This window comes from Sphingomonas sp. (assembly GCF_019635515.1).
In the GTDB taxonomy this organism is placed as follows: domain Bacteria; phylum Pseudomonadota; class Alphaproteobacteria; order Sphingomonadales; family Sphingomonadaceae; genus Sphingomonas.
Window position 1 is genome coordinate 2,382,031 of record NZ_JAHBZI010000001.1, and the last position, 23,853, is coordinate 2,405,883.

Genomic DNA, 23,853 nt, shown 5'->3' on the forward strand with positions numbered 1-23,853 from the left:
GAAACCTCCCCACCGCGACCAGTTCAACGAAATTCGCCGTTCCCCCTCGGAAGTTCAGCCGTTTGGCGGCCGAAGCGATCCTCGTCAAGGATTGCCGGCGATGCCGAAAGCGGGGCGCTCGCGCAGGTCATACCGTCTGTCCCGCCAAGGGCGCAGCCGCCTGAGATTGCGCGACCAGACCGAGCATCTTTTCCATGCTGCGCAGTTGATCGAACGTCGTCAGCGCCGCTTCGCTGGGGCGGTACGCGCTCCGCACGATCTCCTGCGCCTGTGCCAGGCCGCGTGCCAGCCAGTCCGCCTCGGCGATATCGATCGTGACGATACGCGCGCGCATGCATGCCGGCAGCGATTCAATATATCGCGAGGGCGAGCACAACGCTGCCGCACCGGCAAAGATCGCTTCATAGACCGAGCGCGGCGAGGAATCGCTTTCAGGTATCGAGACAACGCAGATCGATTGCGCCATCCACGCATATAGCGCCTGGCGATCGACGCGGCCGAGAAAGCGGTCGTCTTCACGCGATGCCGCCTGCACACTGTCAAAACAGCCCTGTTCGGTAAACGGATAGACCAGCGTGAGCGCGACATCGGGGGCAGAGGCATCGCGGGACGCGAAAATCTCGGCGATGCGATAATTTTCGGTGATCCCGCGTATCGACAGGACCAGATCGCGCCGCGGCGAAGCCGCGCGCTGCGCCGCCGCCACGTCGATCCCGTTCTGGACGATGTGAACCGGGGTATCGGTAAGCCGCTCGAGCGCCGCTTTCATCGCTTCGGAATCGACCGTCGCGAAGCGCGCATGACGAAGCGAGCGCTGGAGCAGCCAGCGATACAGGCGCGATGCCGGACGAACCAGCACCTCGCTGCCCTGGGGTGTCGAGGAATAGGCGGCGCCGGTGAAGCTGGCGACAAATGCGTAATAGGTCGAATGCGCGATCAGAAACGGCTTGCCGAGCTTGCGCAATTGGCGCCGCAGCAGCAGCGCCTGCAGCGGGGTTAGTAGCAGCTTGAGCAGATTGCGCCATTTATGGCCTAGCGAGGCCGATTTGGCGAAGATCAGCGGATCGATGATCAGCAGCTCGCGAACATCATCGCTGTCCTGCAGGATCGTCGGCAGGCCGTCGCCCTCGTAATTGTCGGTAACAAACGGCACCGGCCGTCCGAGCAGCTTGAGCGTCGAGCGATACCAGTCATCGGTATGGAAACAGCGACCACTGCCCAGGAACGCAACGTTGATGCCCTTGTCGATCGTCATTGCCCGGCACCCCCCGTAACGGGGGTCCGCCGTGCGACGAGTTCCTGGACGAGCGCCAGATAGGCATCGCACATCGTCTCAATCTTGAGGTTGTTGACCGCGTGATCGCGAGCATTGGCGCTCCATGTGCGCCATTGCTCATCACATATGTCGTACAGCGCTTCCATCGTCGTCGCGATCGCCTGCGCGGTCAGATCCGGGATCACCAGTCCCCGCTCCCGGTTTCGGCCGGCCAGCAACGCATTGTCGCACATGTCCGAAACCAGCACCGGGCGCCCCGCCATCAGCGCTTCGCACACGACATTGGGCAACCCTTCGTACAGCGACGGGTGCACCAGTGCATGGCAATCGCGGAAGAACGGCATCACATCGGAATGCTCGCCAGCCCATACCCAATTCTGCTTGAGCGGCGCATAGCCGTCGATAATATCGCAGGTTTCGCGATACAGCGTATCGGCCCCGCTTTCGACGCGGCCGACCCAGGTCAGCTGCGGTATCTTGCCGATCTTGCGATGCAGATCGACAAATGCCTGGGCCAACGCCTTGGGATTTTTCTGCGGTGAGATGCGACCGACCGCCAACAGCTTGAGCGGCCCCGCGCCGGGCGGATCGAGCGGCTGATATTCGGTGATCGGATAGCCGTTATAGATGGTCCGCGCCTTGCGCCGCAGCCACGGAAAGCGGCGCAGCCACTCGGTCTGGCTGTGGCTGTTGCTCACCACTACCGAGGCAATGGCATGCAGCACGCGGCGCAGGCGGCTGAACAGCCAGCCGGTTTCGGCAAGGTAGCTCAGTCGCTCCGAAACGATCAGCGTCTGCCCGGGCACGCCAAGCTTGGCGAGTTCGGCATAGATATTGGGCGCATCGAGGAACGAGATAACTGCGTCGTAGCGCCCCTGCTTCATCGCACGCCGCAGCGCGGCAGGCACTTCGAGCGAATATTTGCTGGTCTTGGTAATATTAAAGATCGGGATGCCAGCCGCCTCGATCGCCGGACGAAAGATATCCGCATCGGAAAAATGGTAAACAGCAAGCGTCACCGTCACGCCGCGCGCCTGCAGACCGAGCGCCAGATTGGTGATCTGCCGCTGTGCTCCACCAGAGCCCAGATAATCGATGATCAGCAGGATCTTCATGCGACGTTCTCGCGCAGCCATGATTGGAACATCAGCGCAATCCACAGCGGGTCGCGATGGTTCTCGGCGCCCGACAGATGCGCCGTCCAGCGCTTGCGTATCGCAGCGACATCGAGAAAGCCGCTCCTGCCCAGACTTTCCGGCGACAGCAGGTCTTCGGCCCAGTCGCGCAGCGGCCCGCGCATCCAGTGATCAACCGGCGGCGCGAAACCCATTTTGGGCCGTTCGAGTATCGCGCGCGGGACGCTGCGATACAGCAGGCTCCGCAGCGGCATCTTGCCGACCCCGTCGCGCACCAGCAATGCGGTTGGAAGACGCATCGCAAATTCGACGACGCGGTGGTCCAGAAACGGCGCCCGCGTTTCGAGGCTGACCGACATGGCCGTGCGATCGACCTTGGTGAGAATATCATCGGGAAGATAGCGATGCATGTCGGCGCGCATCATCAATCCGACGGGATCGATGCCGCGCGGCGTGTCTGCGACCGGAACCGTGGCTTCGGCGCCGAGCACCGGCGGCGTCCACCATTGCGACAGCGACAGATCGTACATGCCCTGAAGAAACGCTGCCGGATCGCGGCTGGCGGCGGCGGGATAGGCGGTGCCTCCGATGCGGCGCCCGGCCAAAGTACGCAACGGCGCCGGCGCCAGCTGCCCGAACTGCCACGCCCGGCGCATACGCGGGCTATGATAACGGCTATATCCGGCAAATAATTCGTCGGCGCCATCGCCGCTCAATGCCACAGTGACCTCCTGCCGCGCGAGACGCGAAACGAGCAGGGTCGGGATCGCGGACGTGTCGCCAAACGGTTCGTCGAACAGCGCGGAAAGCGACGGCACCGTCGCCCGCGCATCCTCCGCCGAGAGTTTCAGCGTAATATGTTCGGTATCAAGATGCGCTGCCACCGCTTCGGCATGACCGGATTCGTCATATTCAGGCTCTTCGAAACCGATCGTGAAGGTCTTGATCGGCCGCGGCGACAGCGCCTGCATCTGCGACACCACGGTCGAGGAATCGATGCCGCCGGACAGGAATGCACCAAGCGGGACATCGGCAACCATTTGCTGGCCGACCGCCTGTCCAAGCACCGTACCGAGCGCATCGGCAGCATCGTCGACCGAGCCGCGGAAACGGTCGGCCCGCCCGGCGGCGGCGGCAGCGTCGATGGACCAGTATGGCACCGGCTCGGCCAGGCTCCGCCCGGCATCGCGACGATAGGTGAGATAGGTGCCGGACGGCAATTTGCCGATCCCGCTCCAGATCGAACTGCGCCCCGGCGTGTTGCCGAAGCGAAAGTAATTGCCGAGCACATCGGTATTGATCCGCCGTTCGAATGCCGGATGCGCGTAGAGAGCCTTGATCTCGGAGGCGAACAGCAGCGTCTGACCCTGCCAGCCATAATATAGCGGCTTCTCGCCCATCCGGTCGCGAGCCAGCGTCAGCGCTTGCTCGCGGCGATCCCATAGCGCAAAGGCAAACATTCCGACACAGACCTGCAGCGCCCGCTCGATGCCCCATGCCTCGATTGCGGCAAGCAGCGTCTCAGTATCGGAATGCCCGCGCCATGGCACGCTGGTGCCGCCCAGCGCATCGCGAACATCGAGATGGTTGTAGATTTCGCCGTTATACACCAGCGCGTATCGGCCGCTTGCCGAATCCATCGGCTGCGCGCCGGCCGATGACAGATCGACGATCGACAGGCGACGATGCCCCAGCGCAACACCGGCGGCCGGATCAACCCAGCCACCACCGGCATCGGGGCCGCGGTGGCGAATATGATCGGCCATTGCGGTTACGATCGAGACCGCCTGTTCCTGCACTAACGGCGTCAGGGAGATAAAACCGGCAATACCGCACATCAGGCAGCACTCGCCGTCTTGGTGGTTCGCCATTGTTCATGCAAGCGCGGCGTTGCCCGTGCCGCAGCGAATGGCGCAAAGCAGGTCGCGACGACCACCCACATCAGCTTTACGTTGAGGGTTTGGCCCGACAGGACCGATCCGAGATAGGGCATCAGCAGCATGATCGGCAAAATCCGATTGGCCAGGCGCAGCTGGCGGACTGCGGCGAGCACGGCCAGAAAGTTCATCGCCAGGAAGAGGGTAACGCCCAGTGAACCACCCAGGATCAACGTTTCCACCAGCACGTTATGTGGGCTCATGAACCCACCGAACAGGTGATTAGCGAGCCGGTCGAACCCGGAAAAGCCGTGCCCGATCACAAAATCTTCGACGCCGCGCAACTCGTCCAGATACGAACTCCAGACATCACCGCGGCCGGCAAGATCGCCTTCGTAATAGGATCGCTGCAGACGCTCGACGAGCGGAATGTCGGTAGCGAAGATCAAATAGGGCACGGCGACTATCACGCCGAGGCCGATCATAACTGCGCCGAAAATGAACTTGCGGCCGAACATCAGATACCGCGCGTAAAATATCAGCAGCGCGGCAAACAGCGACAGCGCCGCGACCCGCGACCCGGTTTCGATCATGAACAGGCCGGTCAACAGGCTCATCACCCCGAATATCCCACTGAGCCACAGCTTGCTGCCAAGGAAGCGGACGGTCGAGAAGATCAAAACCATAGTGGCGACCGTCATCCGCACACCGACCAGATTGGAATTGTCGCCGAACAGGGTCAGGCGCCCGTCGATATCATATTCGACACCATAGCCGGCGATGCCGAGCGTCGAGATAACTACCGCTCCCAGTGCGAAGAAGATCAACCCGTCGAAAACCGCCTCGGGATCGAAATTCTGATGCCAGAGGAGAAGGACAAAGATCAGCGCGCACGAGAAGATCGAGACATCAAAGACCCGCGTATATTCGCCACTGACATTGTAGATGCTAATCAGGATCAAAAGCAACTGCAACATGAACAGCAGCCGGGTGAACAGCTTGGCGTCGTCGGGAATGCGCAGCTTGCCGCCAGCCATCACCGCCACGCCATAGATAACCGCGGTGATGCGGCTGATCGAGAGGCCACGATCGGCATCACCGAGCAGATTGACCATCTCGAAATTGATCGAGAACAGGAACAGATACAGCGCCGCTCGGGCCCAGATTGCCCGTTGCGTTGCCGGTGCGGCGGTGATGCCATGCTGCATATCGGCGTCCAGCTACCTAGATTGAAGTCTGCGCGGCAGGGCTGCGGCGCAATGCGAACATCGTCGTGAAGCCCGTGGCCTTGCGCAACGCGACCCACAGAAACGCGCCCCACACGATCATCGAAATGCCCGACGAAAGCGCTGCACCTGTGGCGCCATAGAGCGGGATGAATAGCGGGTTGAGCGCGACGTTGCAAAGCGCCGAGGCACATAGCCCGGCCAGCGTCAGCCGTTCGTGACCGGTCAGGCTCAGAACGGTCGCAACCGGGCCGAAACACGAAGCGACGAAACGGCCGATCGACAGGGTATAGAGCGGCACAGCTGCAGCGCTGTATTCGGACCCGAACAGGATCATCAAAACCAGATGGCCGGCGACGAGGATCGCGACCAGGCTGACCAGGCTGATCAGCACGATCACGCGCGTGCTAGTATGGATCAACCGTTGCAGTTCGTCTCGTGCACCAAGCGCATGGAGCCGGGCAATCTCGGGTGAAATCACGGTGTTGATCGCAATGATCGCGAATGAGGCAAGCGTGGCGATCGCTGCCGCAACACGATAGTGCGCGACCTCGACAGTGGTGGTGAGGAAGCCCAGCATCAGCGTATCGACATTGTCGGTGATCAACTGCACGCTCTGGATCATCCCGAAACTCAGCGCAGCCATGGTCAGCGCCCGCCGGTCAAGCGAGGTCTGACCGAGCGGCCTGTCGGCAAAGTTGCGCGCCGTATATTTGCGCAGCCAGAACATCGCCGCACCGGCGCAGACCAGGCTGATCGCCGCATAGATGCCGAGCGCCGTTTCAAGCCCCAGCGGACGCGCGGTGGTGACGATGGCAACGATCCCGGTGACCACCAGGATGCCAATCGGACGCATCAGATATTCGGGAATCTGGCTGACGACGACCATCCCCATGCCCTGCACAGCGCCGACGCCGACATGCATGACCGGCACCGTGATCAGGATGATCGCCAACAGGATCGCCAGCGTGACGTTGCCGCTGACCCCCACGATCGCTGCGCCCCAGGCAAATCCACCGGCCAGCACGACCACGCACAATAATATCGCCGCCTGATATCCCCAGCGCCAGATATGATAGGGATGGACCCCATCGGGCCGGGCAACGGCATAGGCGGTTTCGCGCAGCACGACCTGCCGCAAACCGGTGCCGATCGGAAACGATACAATCGCCAGCAATGCCAGCAGGAAATTATAGCCGCCGAAATTGTGCGGCCCCATCAGGCGCGCCAGCGACGTCGCCGTGGCCAGCCCGAAGATCGCATTCGCGATGCTAAGGCCAAACACCTTGGCGGCGGCTCCCGACCGGAGCCGCTCCAGCAGGGAACGGAGCAATGCGTTAGGCATTGCCGTGCGCCCGTCGGGCCAGACAGAAACGGATGACGGCGATGGTCACAGCACGCCGCGGGTGTTGATCACGATCTTGCCGTTTAGCGCATCGCGCCCGCCCGCCAGAAACAACGCATGATCGACCAGCAGCAGCACGATATCGGCGCTGTCCACCGCTTGCGCGTAATCACTCAGCGTCAGGCCCTGTGCCGTCAATGCCTTGGGCAGCGTATCGACGTGCGGCTCGACAACCAGCAAGGTGCCGATCTTCTGTTCGGCCAGCATATGGACGATGTCGACTGCGGGGCTTTCCCGCAAATCGTCAACATTCGCTTTATACGCGAGGCCGAGACAGGCGATCCGCGGCTGATCGAACTTTGCCGCTGCCTGGCGAACCTGATCGACCACAAAATGCGGTTTGCCGTCGTTGACGGCACGCGCGGCCTGGATGAGCCGGCTGTTCTCGCGATCCGCGGCGACGATGAACCAGGGATCGACCGCGATGCAATGGCCGCCGACCCCGGGGCCGGGATTGAGGATGTTGACGCGCGGATGAAGATTGGCGAGGCCGATGAGCTCCCAGACATTGATGCCCAGACGGTCGCAGATCACGCTCAGCTCGTTGGCGAAGGCAATGTTGACATCGCGAAAAGCGTTTTCTGTGAGCTTCGCCATTTCCGCCGTCCTGGCGTCGGTCAGCTTGACGTTGCCGCGGACGAATACGCGGTAAAGATCGCTAGCGGCCTGCCCGCATTTGGGCGTCAGACCACCGATGATCCGGTCATTCTCGACGAGCTCGCGCAGGATCTGCCCGGGCAGCACGCGCTCGGGGCAGTGCGCAACGCGAATGTCCGACAGCTCGCCCGCCTGATGCGGGAAGGTCAGATCGGGCCGACTGCTCGCCAGCCATTCGGACAGGCGATCGGTCGCGCCGACCGGCGCCGTTGATTCCAGCACGATCAGATTGCCCTTGGCCAGCACCGGCGCGATCGATTTTACCGCTGCCTCGATATAGGCGAGATCGGGTTCATGATTGTCGCGGAACGGCGTAGGGACGGCGATGATGAACGCATCGGCGGCTTCCGCCGTCAGCGTTGCCCGCAACTTACCCGATTCCACCACCTTGCGCAGGAGCACGTCGAGCTGCGGCTCGACAATGTGCGGCTCGCCGCGATTGATCGAGTCTACCGTCGCCGGATTGACGTCGATGCCGATGATATCCACGCCGTGATCGGCGAACACCACCGAGGTCGGCAGGCCGATATAGCCAAGACCCACCACGCCTACGCTGCGGACGCCGCTCATTCGACAACTTCCATTTTTCCAGACTCCGATTTGATGCGATTGCCGATACGGCCGGCCGCCTGGCCATCGCCAAAGGGGTTCCGTGCCTGCGCCATCGCGGCATAGGACTGCGGATCATCGAGCAGCTCGACGACATTGGCGATCAGCGCTTCGGCCGAGGTGCCGATCAGCCGGGCAGTGCCTGCGATCATCGCTTCGGGCCGCTCGGTCGTGTCGCGAGTCACCAGCACCGGCTTGCCAAGGCCCGGCGCCTCTTCCTGGATGCCGCCCGAATCGGTGATGATCAGGCTGGCCCGGCTCATCAGATGGATGAACGGCAGGTAATCCTGCGGCTCGATCAAGTGCACGGCCGGACTGTCCGAAAGTACTTCCCACGCGACCTTGCGGACATTGGGATTGAGGTGAACCGGATAGACGATCTGTACGTCGTCGCGCTTGCCGATTTCGGCAAGGGCACGGCAAACGCGCTCAAGCCCGCCATCGAAATTCTCGCGGCGGTGCCCGGTGACGAGCAACAGACGCTTGGTCGGGTTGAGAAACGCGAATTGCGCTTCGAACTGCGCCGCCAGCGAGCGGTCGCTTCCCAGCTTGGCCGCAACCCATTGCAACGCATCGATCACAGTATTGCCGGTAACCAGCAAATCCTCCTCGCGCACGCCTTCCGCGCGCAGGTTGTCGGCGGCGACCTCGGTCGGTGGGAAATGCACCGTCGCCAACTGGCCGACGAGCTTGCGGTTAACCTCTTCGGGCCAGGGCGAATGAATGTTGCCGGTGCGCAATCCAGCCTCGACATGGGCGACCTTGACCTTCGCGTAGAAGGCGGCGAGCGCGCCCGCCATCGCCGTAGTGGTATCGCCCTGGACGATCACCCAGTCAGGCTTGAACTCGTCGATGACCCGGCCAACCCCTTCGAGCACCGCGGTAGTGATGTGGGTGAGGCTCTGGCCCGGCTTCATGATGTCCAGATCATAGTCAGGCGTCAGGCCGAACACCTCGAGCACGGCATCGAGCATCTGGCGGTGTTGTCCGCTAACGCAGGTCGCGTGGACGATTTGCGGGTCGCCGGCCAGCGCCAGCACGACCGGCGCCAACTTGATCGCTTCGGGGCGCGTGCCAAATATGGTCAGGATACGGGTCATATCGAACAGACGATGCCTCTGTTGGAGATCATGGGTTGGAGCTGGCGATATCGGCGGTGCCGGGCTGCCCGCCGCGCGCGGCCATCTCGCCCTCCAGCGCCTGAATTTCGGCCTTGAGAACCTCATATTCGGCAAGCTTGCGGCGCAGGAAACGGTTGGTCAGCGCGGCCCGCTCGGCGATGCCCTGGGGAGTAAGGACATGCAGATAGCCGAATTTGTGACGCGAGGTTTTGAAATTCTCGATCTTGATCAGACCCTTGTCGATCATCGCCTTGAGGCAATAATTGACCCCGCCGAGACTGACGTCCAGCGCGCGCGAGATGTCTCGCTGGCTATATTCCGGATGCTCCTCGAGTAGGCGAAGCAAACGGAAATGAAGATCTTCGCGCTTTTCCGGTGCAGCCATGATCGATCAACGACAGGTTTGATATTTGCCGCCGGAGCGTGTGCAAAGCCACACGCCGCCACGACACTCCCCCGGCCACCGCAGCGACCGTTCGAATTTGAACGCTTAGAGGCGCCGGCAGCGCTTGTGAAGTCACAAACGCGCATCCCGTTGTACCGTGGATGGACGCCCGCCCCGCGCCTATCCGATCCTATCGAACAGGCGCTGCCACCATCGCAAGGGGACCCAGCACAACGCCCGCTTCGTTCTGCGTGTCGCCGCCGCGGATCACCACGCCCAGTTGCTGCGCGCGGCAGCGATCGGGGATCTTCACCACCACCGCAAACTGCTTTTCCGAGAGGGTGGAGGCATAATCCTGCTTCCAGATCGTCTCGTCCTGACCGGCCGGAAGGCAGCGCAGCACCCACGTCAGCGAAACCGGGTCCGTATCCGGCAGCGGCGCGACCGCATGGCTAAACCGGTAGCTGCCCGGTTTGAGGAACAATATCCGCGTTGCCGCTACGCCATCGGCATTGGAGCGCACGGTAACGTCGAGCTTGTCGCCACTGCTGGGTCGGACGCGCAGATCCGCTGAATCGGCTAGCTCCCACACAACCGGGCCCAGGCGCAAATTGGTTGCCGCCTCGGTAAAGCCGATCTCCCGCATCGCCTGCGCGCCAGCGGGCAGCGATGCGGCATAGCGATAGGCCGTATCGTAATTGCCGTTGGCAATGAGCTTTTTAAGCAATTGCGCATCAAGGCCGGCGTAGCTGGGCGTGGCCGGCAGCCCCCCCCCCCCACGCACCACCAGCGCATCAGCAATCTCCACCGAACCCGAGCCGCTATTGACCACATAGGTCAGGAAGCGCGGCATCCATGGCCGCAACTTGTGCAGATACGGGGCGAACGCCGCCCGCACTTCCGGCTCAGACAGCGCGCCGCTGAGCACCGGGAACAACGCTCCGTCAGCCAGTTCGCTGATCGACAATGCCAGATCATAATGATCGAGCGCGCCGGGAATGTCGTTTTCAGCGACACGATCCTCGATCATCCAGACATGGGCCAGGAAATCGCGCTGCGACACGCGGTTGCCGAGCATCACCAGTGCACGCCCCCCCGCCTGATCGCCCTTGCCCGCCTTGGCCAGGCCTAGCTGGCGCAACGCGCCGGGATTTAACGGCGCCGCGCGCAGTGCACGACTTGCTGACACCGCCATTGCCGTCAGATCGATATCCGACTTGCCCCGCATTATCTGCTGATCGACGGCGGCAACCAGCGCGTCGGCATTGTTGGCAGACAGTGCCAGGGCCGCTTCGGGCTGCGCCTTGGCGAGTGCAGCAACGCGGGCCTGGACACCGGCCAGTCCTGCCAATCCGATCGTGATCGCACCGATCAGGACGCCACGCGCTACTCGCCACGCCATGTCAGTCGGCTCCCGTTATGCCCGCTTAGGGTCGTCGTCCCGACCATAGGAGCCATAGCTGCTGCCATAGCCATAGCCATACCCGTAGCCGGCATCCCGCTGCGACAGCTTGGTCAGAACCGCGCCGAAGATATGGGTGTTGACCATACGCAAGCGCTGGAGCGCCGCACGAATGCCACGCAGCGGCACGTCACCCGCCTGGATCACGAACACACAGCCTTCAACCGTGCTGCCGAGCAACGGCGCATCGGTGAGCCCCAGTACCGGCGGCGCATCCATCACGATGTGATCGAAATGCTCGAGCATTTCCTGGATCAGCACCTTGATGCGATCACCGCTGAGCAACTCTGCCGGATTTGGCGGCTTGGGGCCGGTGGTGAGCACCGACAGGCCCCTGAACGGCACTTCCGCGGTAAGCCGCATCAGATCGTCTTCGCCGGCAAGCAGATTGCTGAAGCCCGCCTTGTTGTCCAACTCGAAGATGTAATTGAGTGTCGGCGAGCGCAGATCGGCATCGACCAGCAACACCCGCTTTCCGGTGCGGCCGATGATCCGCGCCAGCGCCATCGACGTGGTCGATTTGCCTTCGCCCGGCTTGGTGCTGGTGACCATCAGCGATCTCGGCATGCCGTGATGCGTGCTGAAATTCAGATTCGAATGAATGCTGAAATAGGCTTCGGACAGATCCGACTTGGCATCCTGTAACTCGTCCTGAAGCGCGCCATCGGTCTTCGGCGTATAGCCAAGCAACGGCACCTGCAGGGCGCGGCTGATCTGCTGCGGATCGACCACCCCTTCGTCGATCTGCTCAAGGCCGACGACCAGCGCAACGACCAGACACAGGCCCAGCGCGATGGCGAGGATCATGTTCTTGAACAAGCTCGGCGCCGAAGGAACGGTCGGCACGCGCGCCTGATCGACGATGGCGATATTGTTGACGCCGACTGTGCCTGCAACGCCGATTTCCTTGTAGCGCTGCAGCAGCGCGTCATAGAGCTGGCGATTGGTATCGGCTTCGCGCTGATAGATATTATACTGGATGCTGGCGCGCTGCTGTTCGTCGAGCTGCGCGCGCAGCTTTTCGACCTCGCTGCGCAGACTGGCTTCCTTAGCAACCGCTTCCTTATAGGTCTGCGAACGGCTCGCGCCGACCCGCGACGTTTCGAGCGCAATCGCCTGATCCAGCGACTGGATCTTTTCCTTGAGCGCGCGCGCCGCCGGATATTCCGGCTCGAACTGGACCAGCGCCCGCGCATATTCCGATGCGGCCTCGGCCCGCTGGCGGCGCAGATCGGAAATGGCGGCATTGCCCAGCGCTTCGGGACTGACATCGCCCCGCTGCCCGCGCGCACGGCTTTCCGCAGCGATACGATCGGACGTCGCTTGGCTCAGCGCTGCGTTGAGTGCTTCGAGATCGGTGGCGGCCAGGGTGCGCTGGCCCTGGGTGCGGCCCTGGGCGTCCCTGACCGTTTCCAGCGTCACGATGCCGCGATCGGCGGCATAGGTCACGGCTTCGCGCTCGGACTCTTCGAGCCGAGTCTTCAGCGCAGCAAGCCGTTCTTCGAGGAATTTGCGCGCATCGGCAGTGGATGCAAACTGGCGATCCATGCTCGCGCCGATGAATTGCTGGGTCCAGGCATTGGCGATCTGCGCGGACAGCGCCGGCGAACGGCTGGTATAGCTGATCTTGACCAGGCGCGAACGGCGCACCGGATCGATCGAGATGCGCGAAAGCAGTGTACTGATCGCAACCTTCTCGCGGCGATCGGCCTGCTTTTGCGTCAGCGGCGCGACCTTGGCGTTGCCCAGCTCCTTTTCATTGATCTCGATGCCGGCCGCTTCGAAGAAAGCGTCGTTGCGATTGAGATCGAGCCCGCGCGCAACGCGCTCCGCAAGCGAACGGGTTTCGAGCAGGGCATATTGGGTTTCGTAGAATTCCAGGTCCTGCGCACCCACCGCGCCTTCAAGTCCCTGGACATTGGTGACTCGTTTCTGGTCACGGCTAATCTCGATCTGCGAGGTCGCGGTGTAGGTCGGCGCGGTCAGCAGGGTAATCACCAGCCCGACCGCGATGGCCACGGTCATCACCGCGATCGCCACCCACTTCCAGCGATTGAGCGTGTGCAGGTATCGCTTGAGCAGCGGCGCTACGAAATCCTGGTTATCCTGCACCAACGCAGCTTCGTCCGACTGCAGCGGAACGCGCGTCACGGCAGCTTCTTCTGAATAGGCAACCATAGTCTCAGTTTCACTCTCTGGAAACGCGACAGCGCTTCATGCAGGCAGGTTTACGGGCGCGCGCCGGAAGCGGCTTATTGCAATGCCACGATCAGCGGCGTGGTCAGCAACGGAACGATGCCAAGGAAATCCTTGAAAATGCGGCGCGCCTTTGAATCCCCGACGACGACGACGTCGTTGGCGAAAATCTCCGGATCAGGATAATTGCCGCGGCGGATCGCGCGCAGATCATAAAGCGCGGCAAGGTTCTGGCCCTTCACCGTGCGAAACACGACAATCTCGTCAAGCTTGGAAAATTCGTCGGTTCCCTCGGCAATAGCGATCGCACGCAGCAGCGTCATGCGACCGATTACCGGATACTGACCAGCTTTCTTGACCTGACCTTCAATGGTCACGACCTGGCTGACGGTTTCCTTGAGGTTGACGGTAACCTGGGGATCGCGAACATAGCGCTCGCGCAGCCGGTCCTTCAACAGAACTTCGATCTCGCCCGGCGTGCGACCGGAGACTTCGAGAACGCCCGCCAGCGGGAACGACATGCGGCCGCTGGCATCGACCTGGATTTCGCGCTGGCGCAGTTCGTCGATGCCGAACACGTCGATCGTCAGCTTGTCGAACGGGCCGACATAATAAGGCCGGCTTTCGGTCGCCAGCAGATCGGCGCGATCCGGCGGCGGCAGGACATTACCCTGCACCACGGTCATATTGGGCGAACCACCAACGCTCGTCTGCCCCGCACAGGCCGAAAGCGCGAGCAAGGCAAAACTCACAACCAGACGTTGCAACATCAAAATAACCTTTGAAATCAGTTTATTTCGCCATGCGCGAAGTCTTCCCGCGCGTCAACAAATCGCCCCCACCCCGCAGCGGCGTCGCAGCCCAAAGCGCTGCGAGCACGAATAGCGAACCCAGCGCAGGCGTCCTTAGCGGATAATCCCCAAGGCTGGCGATAGCGAACTGCAGGACCAGCACAAGACCAAGGCGCGAAAATAGCACAGGTTTGTCGACCGCCTTGCCGCGCGGCAACAGGCGAAACGCCCGCACCGCCACTAGCACGCATGCGAAAAGCAGCAGTGCCATGCCGGCAAGGCCACCGGTCAGCAGCACTTCCAACCAGTCATTATGGGCATGGTTGAGATAGGTGGCGTCAAGCAATTCTCGCGGTTCGGCCGTTTCGAAGACCTCGACGAACGACCCCATGCCACTGCCGAACGGAAAATAGTCGCCGACCAGCCGGACGATAACCGTCCATGCCTTGAAGCGCGTCTCGTTCTCGCTGTCCTGTTCAAGAATGCGCTGAAACGCCTCGCCGCGGCCAAGGACGATCGTCACCACGCTGAGCGCAAGGCCGAGCACCGCGACCCCGCCGCCGATCGCCCATTGCCGCCATGATCGCGTAAGCCCCACCGGCCCGCCCGACCGCCGCGCCTTGCCATGGCCGGCATCGCGCGGCGCTACCGCTTCGGCGACACCGGGGCGATACAGTAGCAGCACCGACGCGATCCCGACGATCCCGACCAGCAAGCCGGCCCGCGAGCCGGTGATAAAGATCAGCGGGATCAGAAACATGCCGGCGCCAAGCGCCAATACGCGCCGAGCGATATAATCCCTGGGGTTGCGCGGCATCGACGCGAACACCGCCAGCAGCGGAAACGTCGCCGCAAGCAGCACCGCCTGATGGTTGCGATTGGCGAACAGGCCAACCGCCGAGCCGCTGTTGGTGACCCGATAGAAATAAAGGGGGCCGTCGGGCGGGCCGACGATCTGGAGCAGCGCCAGTACCGCGCTGACCAGCGCCAGCACGACCATCACCGGAACCAGCTTGCTGCGCTGCTCGGTCGGGATCTGCGCGCCGAGCACCAGAAATGTGAGCGGCACCAGCATCGCGAAAAAGCTGTTCCAGCCATCTGGGGGAGCGACGTTGAGCGGACGCCACACCGGGCCAAGGCCGGCGGCACGATCGATCTCGGCGATGAAGCCGTGCCCAGGCAGCATGCTCCACAGCGCCGGCGGCAACGGCACCAGCTGTAACAAGGTAACCACGACCATCGCCGCCGCGATCATGAACAGGTAGCGATAGGCCCGCACGCGCTCCCAGCGCAGCGTCCACAGGCCATAGCCCAGCAGCAAGATCGCGACCGGGCGGAGAATCACCAGCGAGATGATGTCGCTGCGCGCGCCGCCGCCCATGAAAAAGACGAGGACGAGCAGCGAAGCAAGCGCGAAGAATGTCGCCCGAGCGTCCCCGCCGATACCTAACGCACCGTGCGCGGCGGGCCGTCGAATATTCTCCATGCTACTGCGTCCCGCCCCCGGATTCGTTTGGCCCATTCACCATGACGCCCCCCCCCCGCGCAAGGTCTTCGTGGCACGGCTCGCCGCAGCGCGGCATATTGTCGGCGCTACCGGCCAGGGTCCAAGTTCGGCGCCCGCAGGAACCGATTGCCGGAAGACGCGCGCCTATAACACGCATTCCGCCATATGGCTTATTGCTGCGGCGCAATGCCTTCGGGGCCGCCCGGTGCGCCGCCCTGACCCTGCGGACCGCCATTCTGCATCATCTGCTGCATCATCATCTGCTGGATGACAGCGGCGGGGACGAGATCGCTCATGTCGACGTCGAAGATCAGCACCTTGTCGGCGAGTTCGGCGCCGGGACCCTGCGCGCCCGGCTCTGCGCCATAGCCCAGGCTCGGCGGCAGCCAGAAACGGTACTTCGAACCCTTGTTCATCAGCTTCACGCCTTCGATGAAGCCGGGAATCATCGGCTGGCCGACCTGGAAGCGCATCGGCGCCGCCGGCTGGAACTCGGTGCCGTCGCGCAGCGTGCCGTGAATGGCAAGGACCACGCCGTCCTGATCGGCGGCGGTCGGCCCATCACCGGCCTTGATCACCTGATATTGCAGACCCGATGTCGTCGTCTTGATGCCCGACTGACCCTTGTGCCAGGCCAGCCACTGATCGTTCGGCAGCTTGGTGGCAGCTGCGGCGCGGGTGCCGCACCAGGCGAGCGCCACCGCCAGAGCGATAGCGACAATGATGCCAAGCCACAGCCAGATCTTGTGGCTGCGCTTGACGGGTTGGAGCGGAACGGCGGTCACGGACGACATGGTGTCACTTTCCCTGGCCCGGCATCTTGCCGGAGGCGCAAACCGGCGTTCCGCCGCTTAGCTTCACAGTTTCCACGCAAATCGGGCAATAAAATCGCCCGATCCAGCAAGAAATTACCGGGCGCTGTCGCGCTCGACGCGCTTGCGCTCGAGTTTGCGGGCACGGCGCACGGCCGCGGCGCGCTCGCGCGCACGCTTTTCGCTGGGCTTCTCGTAGTGACGGCGAAGCTTCATCTCGCGATACACGCCCTCGCGCTGCAGCTTCTTCTTGAGCGCACGGAGCGCCTGATCGACATTATTGTCACGTACGATGATTTGCATGTTGTAAAAAAGCCTCGCGCATCAAAACGATAGAATAGGGATCGCCGGAGCATGGGCTGCGGCGCGGAATGGCGGGCACCTATCAGCCGATTCCCTATTTTTCAAGGGCCGAGTGCCGCGCGCAGATCGGGAAGTGCAAAGCGCGCGCCCTGGCGGTTCAGATGATCATCATCATAATAAAGCGGCCAGCCATCCTGGACGAGCAGACAGCGCCCACCAGCAGATGGCGGACACAGCGCATGTTCGGGATAGACCCGGACCAGGCCCGGCGGCGTGCCAAGCGCATCGAATGCCGCATAAACCCGACGATTACGCTCGACGAAGCGGGCATGGCTGGTGGTGGGCAGATCAACCCAGAAGCCGTAGCGGCGGGTCCAGACGAGATAGTTCGGCACGTTCCAGCCCGCTTCCGGCACCGGATAGACCAGCACCACCCGCTTGCCCGCGGCAAGCATCGCCCGCACCGCTTCGCGAAAGGTTTCCGCCAGCGCCCGCTGCCCCGCCGGGGTCGCCGGGCTTTCCGGGTCCATCGTCTCCCAGCCACCTTCGCCATTATCGAACGTGGTATGCTCCATATAGAGCGTCCAGCGTGCGGCGAACACGACGGTGCCGATCTCCTTGTGCGCGCGCAGATAGCTGAACACGCTCTCGTAAAAGGGCGGGCAGTTCTGCCGCTGCGCGCTCATCCCGTCGCGGCGCAGGCTGGGCGGACAGCCCGCCCAGATGAAGGTTGCAGCGCGCTGCTGCCGGCGGTCCAGTTCGGGGACAAAGGCCGGCGCGATGGCCGACGCATGCGAATCGCCGATGATCGCCACCGTCACCGGGCCCGACGCCCCGAGCTTGCATGCCTGATCCAGCGGCTTGGGATTGCCCGAGAAGAAGCATGGCAGATTTTCGTCCTTGTAGCGCTGGCCCTGCTGGGTCAGCGCCAGGGTTTCGGCCGAATAGCGCTGCGGCAGGCCATGCGTCCGCCACGCCGCCAATCCCGCGCCGGCGAGCAGCAGCGCCGCCGGGCCGCCCAGCAGCAGCGCGCGGTGTGGCGCCATCGCCCGTCTGCCGCGAAACGGGCGCTCGACAAAGCGCCACGTCAGCGCCGCCAGAACAAACGCCAGAAGCAGCAATGCCAGCGCCGCGGGCATCCCTATCGCAGTCGTCACCGCAGCGCGGCTAAAGGCGAGCAAGGGCTGGTGCCACAGATAGGCGCTGTACGAGAGCAGGCCGATCGCCACCGCCGGTCGCGAAGCCAGCAGCCGCCCGGCCAGCGTATCCGGCCGGGCAAAGGTGATCAGCAGCATGGTGCCCGATACGGTGGGAAGAGCAAAGACGCCGGGAAACGGCACCAGCCGATCGATCATGACCATCGGCGCCAGCACCGCCAGCAATCCGATGAGGCCGCCCGCCTCGCGCAGCCGTCGCGGCAGCGCCGCGCCAAGCGGTCCGCGCCCTTCGCCGACCGCAAGCAGCGCACCGGCCAGAAGCTCCCAGCCACGGGTTGGCAGCATATAGAAGTTGATGCCGGCGCGCGCGTGGCTCAGCACCTCGCTGAGTGCGAAGGAGCCGAATAGCCCAAGCGCAAGCAGCGGCAACAACAGCCGCGGCAGGCGGCGGACGAGCAGGACCAGCATCAACGGATAGAAAAGATAGAATTGCTCTTCTACCGACAGGCTCCACAGGTGCAGCAGCGGATCAAGATCGCCGGTCGGCGCGAAATAATCGTCGCTGGCGCGCCAGAAAAAGAAGTTTGCGCCAAATGCCAGCGATGCCAGCAGGCTCTGGCCGAACCGGTCCATCGCATCGGGGAACAGCACCACCCACGCCGCGGCAAAGCTGGCGAACATTACCGTGAACAGAGCCGGCAGGATGCGCCGTGCGCGGCGGACATAGAAGCCCGACAAAGTGAAGCCGCCCTGTGCGGTTTCGCGCAGGATGATGCCGGTGATCAGATAACCGCTGATCACATAGAAGATATCGACCCCGGTAAAACCGCCGCCAAAGCCGGCAATGCCGGCGTGGAACAGCATTACTGAAACCACCGCAACAGCGCGGAGGCCATCGATTTCGGGCCGGTAATGCGCCGAATGCGGATTGAGTCCTTCCAGCGTCACCGCAAATGGCACCGGGGAAAAGCGTGCAGCATGATCGACCTGTCGGAAAGCGTCGGTGGACCGAGCCGGAAAGAATCCGGAAGCCATGGCGGGCGGGGCCGGTACAGGAGCGTAGCGACGCGCAAAGGTCAAGCAGCGTGCGAAGACCATGAGCGCCGGGCGATGGGCAAACCGGCACGGCATTGTTGCCGCTAGGCCACACCGCGTCCGCATTACACCAGATTGCAGCGCTGCAACGCCCCCGATAGGTTAGCGCTGCACCCCGCCCCAATGAGCAAGCCAGCCTACGTCTTGAACCTGGAAACCCGCCTGTTGATCGTCGACGACGACCCCGGAATCCGCGAGCTGACTGCCGCGTTCCTGTCGCAGCACGGCTATGTCGTCGATACCGCCGCCGGCGGAGCGGAGATGCGCGCGGCGATGGAAAGGGCCAGTGAGTCCGGGGCCGAATATGCGCTGGTCGTGCTCGACGTGATGATGCCGGGCGAGGACGGGCTCTCGATCCTGCGCTCTATGGACCGCGCGGCTGGGCCCGCGGTGATCCTGCATTCGGTGATCGGCGAGGATATCGACCGGATCGTCGGACTGGAGATGGGCGCGGACGATTATGTCGCCAAGCCCGCCAATCCCCGCGAGCTGCTGGCGCGGATCCGCTCGGTGCTGCGCCGGGCGGGGAGTGGCACCGCGTCCGCGAAGGCGCCCGAGCGCAGCTTCCTGCGCTTTTCCGGCTGGCGGCTCGATCCGGTCGGGCGGCAGTTGTTCGACCCCGACGACGTGCTGATCAACCTCTCCGACGGCGAATTCCGGCTGCTGCTGGCGATGGTCGAACGGCCGCGCCGGGTGCTGACCCGCGATACCCTGCTCGATGCCTCGCGCGGGCCGCTGGCCGATCATTTCGACCGCGCCATCGACGTGCAGATGAGCCGGCTGCGCAAGAAGATGCAGCGTCCGGGCAGCGAGGAGCTGATCCGCACGATCCGCAACGAAGGCTATATGTTCGCCGCGGAAGTGACCCGGAAATGAGCGCCCAGCCGCGCTCGATCGCGGTGTCGATCTTCCTGCTGGTGACCGGTTCGGTGCTGGCGGCGGCGCTGGCGCTGTTCAGCGTCACCTTCAAAGGCCCCCCGCCCCGCCCGGCGCCGCTGCAACTGACCAAGCTGGCAGTGGCGCTGGAACATTCAACGCCGCCGCCCGGCAACGAGCAGGGCCTGCGGATCGTCACCCGCGCCGGCCAGCCGGAGCCGCGCGGGCCCGAGCGGCTGGAGCCGCCGGGACACCCGATGGTGATCGCACTGGCCAGGCTGCTGCGGACGCCACCCACGCAGATCATGGTCTATACCTCCGAGATGCAGCGGACCAACGACGAGATACGCGGCCCTTTCACCGTCGGCTGGCGCGTGCCAGGCGGATGGCGGATCGCCGAGACCGCGCCGCCGCGGGTCTTGACCAGCTGGCACATCGTCACCCTGTTCGCGATGCTCGGCGTGCTGATCGTGCTGGGCGCGGCGGCATGGTGGATCGCGCGGCGCATCTCGCTGCCGATCCAGCGGCTGGCCGAGGCCGCGAAGCGCGCGCGGCCGGGCGTACGCGAGGCGATCCCCACCGATGGGCCCCTTGAGGTGCGCGAACTCGCCGAGGCGATCGGCGCGATGCAGGCCCGCATCCTCCAGCAGGCCGAGGGGCGCACGGTGATGCTGGGCGCGATCGCGCATGATCTCGGCACGCCATTGTCGCGCGTCGCTTTCTGGATCGAGCAATTGCCCGACGAAGCGCGCGCGCGCGCCGCCGCCGATATCGACGAGATGCGGGCGATGCTGAGCGCGGCGCTGGCGCTGGCGCGCGACGAGAGCGCGCCGGCATCGCCGACCCGGCTCGATCTGGGCAGCCTGATCGAGAGCCTGGTCGACGATCTTGCGGCGGCGGGCGCACCCGTCAGCGCGGAAGCCGGGCCGAGGGTCGTGCTGCGCGGCGATTCGGCGGCGCTCAGGCGACTGTTCACGAACCTGGTCGAGAACGCCGTGCGCTATGGCGAGCGGGCGACGCTCGGCTGGCGCGCGGACGGCGGCTGGGCGGAAGTCACCGTCGACGATGCCGGGCCGGGCTTCGATCCGGACAGGGCCGAGAGCCTGTTCGCGCCGTTCGTGCGCGGCGAGACCTCGCGCAACCGGGCGACGGGGGGCACCGGGCTGGGCCTCGCCATCGTCCGCTCGATCGCCGAGGCGCATGGCGGCGAGGTGCGGCTGGAGACCCGCGCCGGGGGCGGCGGACGCGTGCGGGTAAGGCTGCCGCTCGGCTAATTCTTCGGCTTGGCCACGCAATTGCCGGTGCGCTCGCCCTCGGCCCGAAGCGTGAGGCCGAGATAATTGGCGGCACCTTTGGCGCCGGTGGTCTGCTGGATCGTCACGTCATAGCGGGTCTGCGACAGCGTGCCCGTGGCGACCAGCACGGTCCGGTTCGCGCCATCGCCGCAATGGATCTCGGCGTCGAGCTTGCCGCCCGCCTGGATATAATGCGGGAAGGTGCAACTGGCGCCAGTGACCTGCTCGAGATTGTCGATGTTGAGCGGCTTGAGATCGTCGGCGGTGGCGCACTTCTGCGCGTTGCGCTCCTGCTCCTTGATGGCCGCCATCTGGCGATCGCGCGCGGGCCCTTCGGGAATCGCCGAGAGATCGGCCGCAACGACATGCAGCGCGGTCCGCCACTCGCCCGGCTGCATCAGCGTCTTGGGGCGCGCCGCCTTGGTAAGGCGCGTGACATCGTTCATCGAGGCGTTGGTGATCTGGACCTCGCCGGTTTCCGCCGCGCGCCTTTCGTCGGCGGACTGGCATCCCGCCAGCGCGAGGGCGGCAACCAGGAAATACGCGCGCATCGGCTTCACCTCTTCAAATCCGGCGCCACCTCAAGCCGAAAGCCGGAGGCAATGCAACATGACGCGGCGACGGCTCCCGCGCGGACTTTCCGTCGCCCGGCTCCGCGTTATAGTCGCGGATATGGAGAGCCCGCCCCCGCGCAACCGCGTCCGTTCGATCCTGGGGGGATCGGCGGGCAATCTGGTCGAATGGTATGACTGGTACGCCTATGCGGCGCTGGCCAGCTATCTGGCGCCGCATTATTTCGCCCCCGGATCGGCGCAGGATCTGAGCGCGTGGATCGTCTTTGCGATCGGTTTCTTCATGCGCCCGATCGGCGGCTGGCTGATGGGGGTCTATGGCGATCGCAAGGGGCGCAAGGCCGGGCTGACGCTGTCGGTCACCCTGATGTGCTTGGGCTCGATGGTGATCGCGGTGACGCCGAGCTTTTCCGAGATCGGCTGGGCGGCAACGGTGTCGCTGATCGCGGCGCGGCTGCTGCAGGGCCTGTCGCTCGGCGGCGAATATGGCGCGAGCGCGACCTATCTCTCGGAAATGGCGGGCAAGAAGCATCGCGGCTTCTTTTCCAGCTTCCAATATGTGACGCTGATTTCCGGGCAGCTGGTCGCGCTGCTGGTGGTGATGCTGCTCCAGGCGGCGATGCCCGAGAGCGCGCTCAAGCAATGGGGCTGGCGGATCCCGTTCGCGGTCGGCGGGGTGCTGGCGGTGGTCGTCTATTGGCTGCGGCGGCGGCTGCCCGAGACCGAGAGCTTCGCCAAGCGCGAGGAGCGCAAAACCGGCTTTTTCGCACTTCTCACCGAGCATCCAAAGGAAGCGGCGCTGGTGATGCTGCTGACCGCGGGCGGCACGCTCGCATTCTATGCCTATACGATCTACCCGATCGCGTTCCTGAAGAAGACCGCGGGCTTCTCCGACGCCGCCGCGACCCAGATCAACGCCGCCGCCCTGTTCGTGTTCATGGCGATCCAGCCGCTTGCGGGCGCCCTGTCCGACAGGATCGGACGCAAGCCGCTGATGGCGGGGTTCGGGGTGCTCGGCGTGCTGTTCACCTATCCGATCTTCGTGACGCTGGAGCAGACCCGCGACGGGCTGACCGCATTCCTGCTAATGACCGCGGCGTTGGTGATCGTCACCGGCTACACTTCGATAAACGCGGTGGTGAAGGCCGAATTGTTCCCCGCGCATATCCGCACCCTCGGCGTCGCCCTGCCCTATGCCATCGCCAATGCCGCGTTCGGCGGCACGGCCAGCGCGGTGGCGCTGAAGTTCAAGGACAGCGGCTGGGAGCGCGGCTTCTACTGGTACGTGACGGCGATGATCGCCATCTCGCTGGTGACCTATCTATGGATGCGCGACACCGCCAAGCATTCAAAAATACTCGAAGATTAGGACGTTTACGCCAAAACCGCCTTGCATCCCGCTTTCGAATTTGGAGAAGGCTTTCATCCAGCAACCGGCCGAGCCGGCCATTTTTCTAACGTTCTAGAGGTTTATGCACGACCCCGTTGTCAGATCGACGTTACTCTACGTTATTTTCAGCGCTCTATTTGTTATAGGCGCGGCTTTCTTGGTCTGGCATCGCCGCCGCGCCTATTGGCGCAAGTTGAGGCAAGCCGGAGATCCGCGCGCAAAGCAGCTTGAGCTAATGCGCGGGCAGAAGCCGCGTTGACGCCGTAAATCGGCCGCTAAAGCATCATCCCGCCACCGCGGATCGCCAATACGCGGCCGATCGAATCGAACAGCGAATCCATCGCGACCGGCTTGAACAGCACGTCGTCGGCACCGATCGCCAGGCAGCGATCGCGCAGATCGGGCGCGGTCTCGGCAGTCACCACGATGATCGGCAGCTCGCCCTTGGCGTCACCACGGGCGCGGATCCGGCGGATCGTCTCGAAACCGTCGGTGCCGGGCATGCGCAGATCGACGAGGATCACATCGAACGTATCCTCGTCGAGCATCGCCAGGCCCTCTTCGGCCCAGGCGGCCTCGGCCATGGTCGCGCCGGCCACGTCGAGCATGTCCTTCACGACCCGGCGGTTCATCGGATCGTCTTCGATGAAGAGGATGTTCATGCGCGTCCGCCGTTGCGGATCGGGAGCATATCGAGGGCGACCG

General features: G+C 63.8%; 20 protein-coding genes. 3 read left to right on the plus strand and 17 right to left on the minus strand.

Annotated elements, in window-relative coordinates; all coding sequences use genetic code 11:
• Nucleotides 1-127 precede the first annotated feature (127 nt).
• The 15 genes from KF730_RS11985 to KF730_RS12055 form a co-directional block, all read right to left on the minus strand.
• Nucleotides 128-1,255 carry a glycosyltransferase gene (locus KF730_RS11985; RefSeq protein ID WP_294095482.1) on the minus strand — a complete coding sequence of 376 codons (1,128 nt, stop codon included), beginning with the start codon at nt 1,253-1,255 and terminating at the stop codon, nt 128-130.
• On the minus strand, nt 1,252-2,391 hold the full coding sequence (locus KF730_RS11990) for a glycosyltransferase (RefSeq protein WP_294095485.1): 1,140 nt from the start codon (nt 2,389-2,391) through the stop codon (nt 1,252-1,254). The genes KF730_RS11985 and KF730_RS11990 overlap by 4 nt, the downstream gene beginning before the upstream one ends.
• Nucleotides 2,388-4,283, minus strand: coding sequence for an asparagine synthase (glutamine-hydrolyzing) (asnB, locus tag KF730_RS11995; protein WP_294095487.1), 1,896 nt, complete (start codon nt 4,281-4,283; stop codon nt 2,388-2,390). The genes KF730_RS11990 and asnB overlap by 4 nt, the downstream gene beginning before the upstream one ends.
• Entirely contained in the window at nt 4,250-5,404 is a 1,155-nt protein-coding gene (locus KF730_RS12000; protein ID WP_294095489.1) for an O-antigen ligase family protein, read from the minus strand. The genes asnB and KF730_RS12000 overlap by 34 nt, the downstream gene beginning before the upstream one ends.
• Before the next feature lie 109 nt (nt 5,405-5,513).
• A complete protein-coding gene (locus KF730_RS12005) occupies nt 5,514-6,848 on the minus strand; it encodes a polysaccharide biosynthesis C-terminal domain-containing protein (RefSeq protein WP_294095490.1) in 1,335 nt (444 codons plus the stop codon).
• Nucleotides 6,849-6,905: 57 nt separating this feature from the next.
• Nucleotides 6,906-8,147: a UDP-N-acetyl-D-mannosamine dehydrogenase gene (wecC, locus tag KF730_RS12010; protein WP_294095493.1), complete on the minus strand. Its 1,242-nt coding sequence runs from the start codon at nt 8,145-8,147 to the stop codon at nt 6,906-6,908.
• Complete coding sequence (gene wecB / locus KF730_RS12015) at nt 8,144-9,286, minus strand: UDP-N-acetylglucosamine 2-epimerase (non-hydrolyzing) (protein ID WP_294095496.1); 1,143 nt, start codon at nt 9,284-9,286, stop codon at nt 8,144-8,146. The genes wecC and wecB overlap by 4 nt, the downstream gene beginning before the upstream one ends.
• 28 nt (nt 9,287-9,314) lie before the next feature.
• A complete protein-coding gene (locus KF730_RS12020) occupies nt 9,315-9,692 on the minus strand; it encodes a MarR family EPS-associated transcriptional regulator (RefSeq protein ID WP_294095498.1) in 378 nt (125 codons plus the stop codon).
• Nucleotides 9,693-9,882: 190 nt separating this feature from the next.
• Entirely contained in the window at nt 9,883-11,043 is a 1,161-nt protein-coding gene (locus tag KF730_RS12025; RefSeq protein WP_294095499.1) for a hypothetical protein, read from the minus strand.
• Between the two features lie 66 nt (nt 11,044-11,109).
• Nucleotides 11,110-13,305, minus strand: a complete 2,196-nt coding sequence (locus KF730_RS12030; RefSeq protein ID WP_294095501.1) for a polysaccharide biosynthesis tyrosine autokinase — start codon at nt 13,303-13,305, stop codon at nt 11,110-11,112.
• Between the two features lie 101 nt (nt 13,306-13,406).
• Nucleotides 13,407-14,102 (minus strand): polysaccharide biosynthesis/export family protein, encoded by a 696-nt coding sequence (locus tag KF730_RS12035; protein ID WP_294095503.1) that lies wholly within the window; start codon nt 14,100-14,102, stop codon nt 13,407-13,409.
• Between the two features lie 40 nt (nt 14,103-14,142).
• Nucleotides 14,143-15,627 carry an O-antigen ligase family protein gene (locus KF730_RS12040; RefSeq protein ID WP_294095506.1) on the minus strand — a complete coding sequence of 495 codons (1,485 nt, stop codon included), beginning with the start codon at nt 15,625-15,627 and terminating at the stop codon, nt 14,143-14,145.
• 191 nt (nt 15,628-15,818) lie between these two features.
• Entirely contained in the window at nt 15,819-16,442 is a 624-nt protein-coding gene (locus KF730_RS12045; protein WP_294095509.1) for an FKBP-type peptidyl-prolyl cis-trans isomerase, read from the minus strand.
• Between the two features lie 114 nt (nt 16,443-16,556).
• Nucleotides 16,557-16,763: a 30S ribosomal protein S21 gene (gene rpsU / locus KF730_RS12050; protein WP_019368605.1), complete on the minus strand. Its 207-nt coding sequence runs from the start codon at nt 16,761-16,763 to the stop codon at nt 16,557-16,559.
• Nucleotides 16,764-16,864: 101 nt separating this feature from the next.
• A complete protein-coding gene (locus KF730_RS12055; protein WP_294095543.1) occupies nt 16,865-18,880 on the minus strand; it encodes an acyltransferase family protein in 2,016 nt (671 codons plus the stop codon).
• Between the two features lie 258 nt (nt 18,881-19,138).
• Between KF730_RS12055 and KF730_RS12060 the strand changes: the two genes are divergently transcribed.
• Both KF730_RS12060 and KF730_RS12065 read left to right on the plus strand, forming a co-directional pair.
• Nucleotides 19,139-19,891 carry a response regulator transcription factor gene (locus tag KF730_RS12060; RefSeq protein ID WP_294095545.1) on the plus strand — a complete coding sequence of 251 codons (753 nt, stop codon included), beginning with the start codon at nt 19,139-19,141 and terminating at the stop codon, nt 19,889-19,891.
• The gene (locus KF730_RS12065; protein ID WP_294095548.1) at nt 19,888-21,165 is read left to right on the plus strand and encodes a HAMP domain-containing sensor histidine kinase; all 1,278 of its coding nucleotides are present in this window, start codon (nt 19,888-19,890) and stop codon (nt 21,163-21,165) included. Before KF730_RS12060 ends, KF730_RS12065 begins: the two co-directional genes overlap by 4 nt.
• Here the strand turns inward: KF730_RS12065 and KF730_RS12070 are convergent.
• Complete coding sequence (locus KF730_RS12070; RefSeq protein ID WP_294095551.1) at nt 21,162-21,737, minus strand: DUF3617 family protein; 576 nt, start codon at nt 21,735-21,737, stop codon at nt 21,162-21,164. The two genes, KF730_RS12065 and KF730_RS12070, sit on opposite strands and share 4 nt — an antisense overlap.
• Nucleotides 21,738-21,858: 121 nt before the next feature.
• Here KF730_RS12070 and KF730_RS12075 point away from each other — a divergent pair, with 121 nt between their 5' ends.
• Nucleotides 21,859-23,127, plus strand: a complete 1,269-nt coding sequence (locus KF730_RS12075; protein ID WP_294095554.1) for an MFS transporter — start codon at nt 21,859-21,861, stop codon at nt 23,125-23,127.
• A 296-nt stretch (nt 23,128-23,423) separates the two neighbouring features.
• Here KF730_RS12075 and KF730_RS12080 read toward each other — a convergent pair whose 3' ends face one another.
• Nucleotides 23,424-23,810, minus strand: coding sequence for a response regulator (locus KF730_RS12080; protein ID WP_294095557.1), 387 nt, complete (start codon nt 23,808-23,810; stop codon nt 23,424-23,426).
• Nucleotides 23,811-23,853: the final 43 nt, after the last annotated feature.

Excerpts from the sequence above, each read along its gene's own strand:
- KF730_RS11985 (WP_294095482.1), bottom strand. The coding sequence starts at position 1,255 with ATGACGATCGACAAGGGCATCAACGTTGCGTTCCTGGGCAGTGGTCGC.
- KF730_RS12065 (WP_294095548.1), top strand. The coding sequence starts at position 19,888 with ATGAGCGCCCAGCCGCGCTCGATCGCGGTGTCGATCTTCCTGCTGGTG.
- KF730_RS12020 (WP_294095498.1), bottom strand. The coding sequence starts at position 9,692 with ATGGCTGCACCGGAAAAGCGCGAAGATCTTCATTTCCGTTTGCTTCGC.
- KF730_RS12070 (WP_294095551.1), bottom strand. The coding sequence starts at position 21,737 with ATGCGCGCGTATTTCCTGGTTGCCGCCCTCGCGCTGGCGGGATGCCAG.
- KF730_RS12040 (WP_294095506.1), bottom strand. The coding sequence starts at position 15,627 with ATGGAGAATATTCGACGGCCCGCCGCGCACGGTGCGTTAGGTATCGGC.
- rpsU (WP_019368605.1), bottom strand. The coding sequence starts at position 16,763 with ATGCAAATCATCGTACGTGACAATAATGTCGATCAGGCGCTCCGTGCG.
- asnB (WP_294095487.1), bottom strand. The coding sequence starts at position 4,283 with ATGGCGAACCACCAAGACGGCGAGTGCTGCCTGATGTGCGGTATTGCC.
- KF730_RS12075 (WP_294095554.1), top strand. The coding sequence starts at position 21,859 with ATGGAGAGCCCGCCCCCGCGCAACCGCGTCCGTTCGATCCTGGGGGGA.
- KF730_RS12060 (WP_294095545.1), top strand. The coding sequence starts at position 19,139 with ATGAGCAAGCCAGCCTACGTCTTGAACCTGGAAACCCGCCTGTTGATC.
- KF730_RS12045 (WP_294095509.1), bottom strand. The coding sequence starts at position 16,442 with ATGTCGTCCGTGACCGCCGTTCCGCTCCAACCCGTCAAGCGCAGCCAC.
- wecC (WP_294095493.1), bottom strand. The coding sequence starts at position 8,147 with ATGAGCGGCGTCCGCAGCGTAGGCGTGGTGGGTCTTGGCTATATCGGC.
- KF730_RS11990 (WP_294095485.1), bottom strand. The coding sequence starts at position 2,391 with ATGAAGATCCTGCTGATCATCGATTATCTGGGCTCTGGTGGAGCACAG.
- wecB (WP_294095496.1), bottom strand. The coding sequence starts at position 9,286 with ATGACCCGTATCCTGACCATATTTGGCACGCGCCCCGAAGCGATCAAG.
- KF730_RS12000 (WP_294095489.1), bottom strand. The coding sequence starts at position 5,404 with ATGGTCAATCTGCTCGGTGATGCCGATCGTGGCCTCTCGATCAGCCGC.
- KF730_RS12080 (WP_294095557.1), bottom strand. The coding sequence starts at position 23,810 with ATGAACATCCTCTTCATCGAAGACGATCCGATGAACCGCCGGGTCGTG.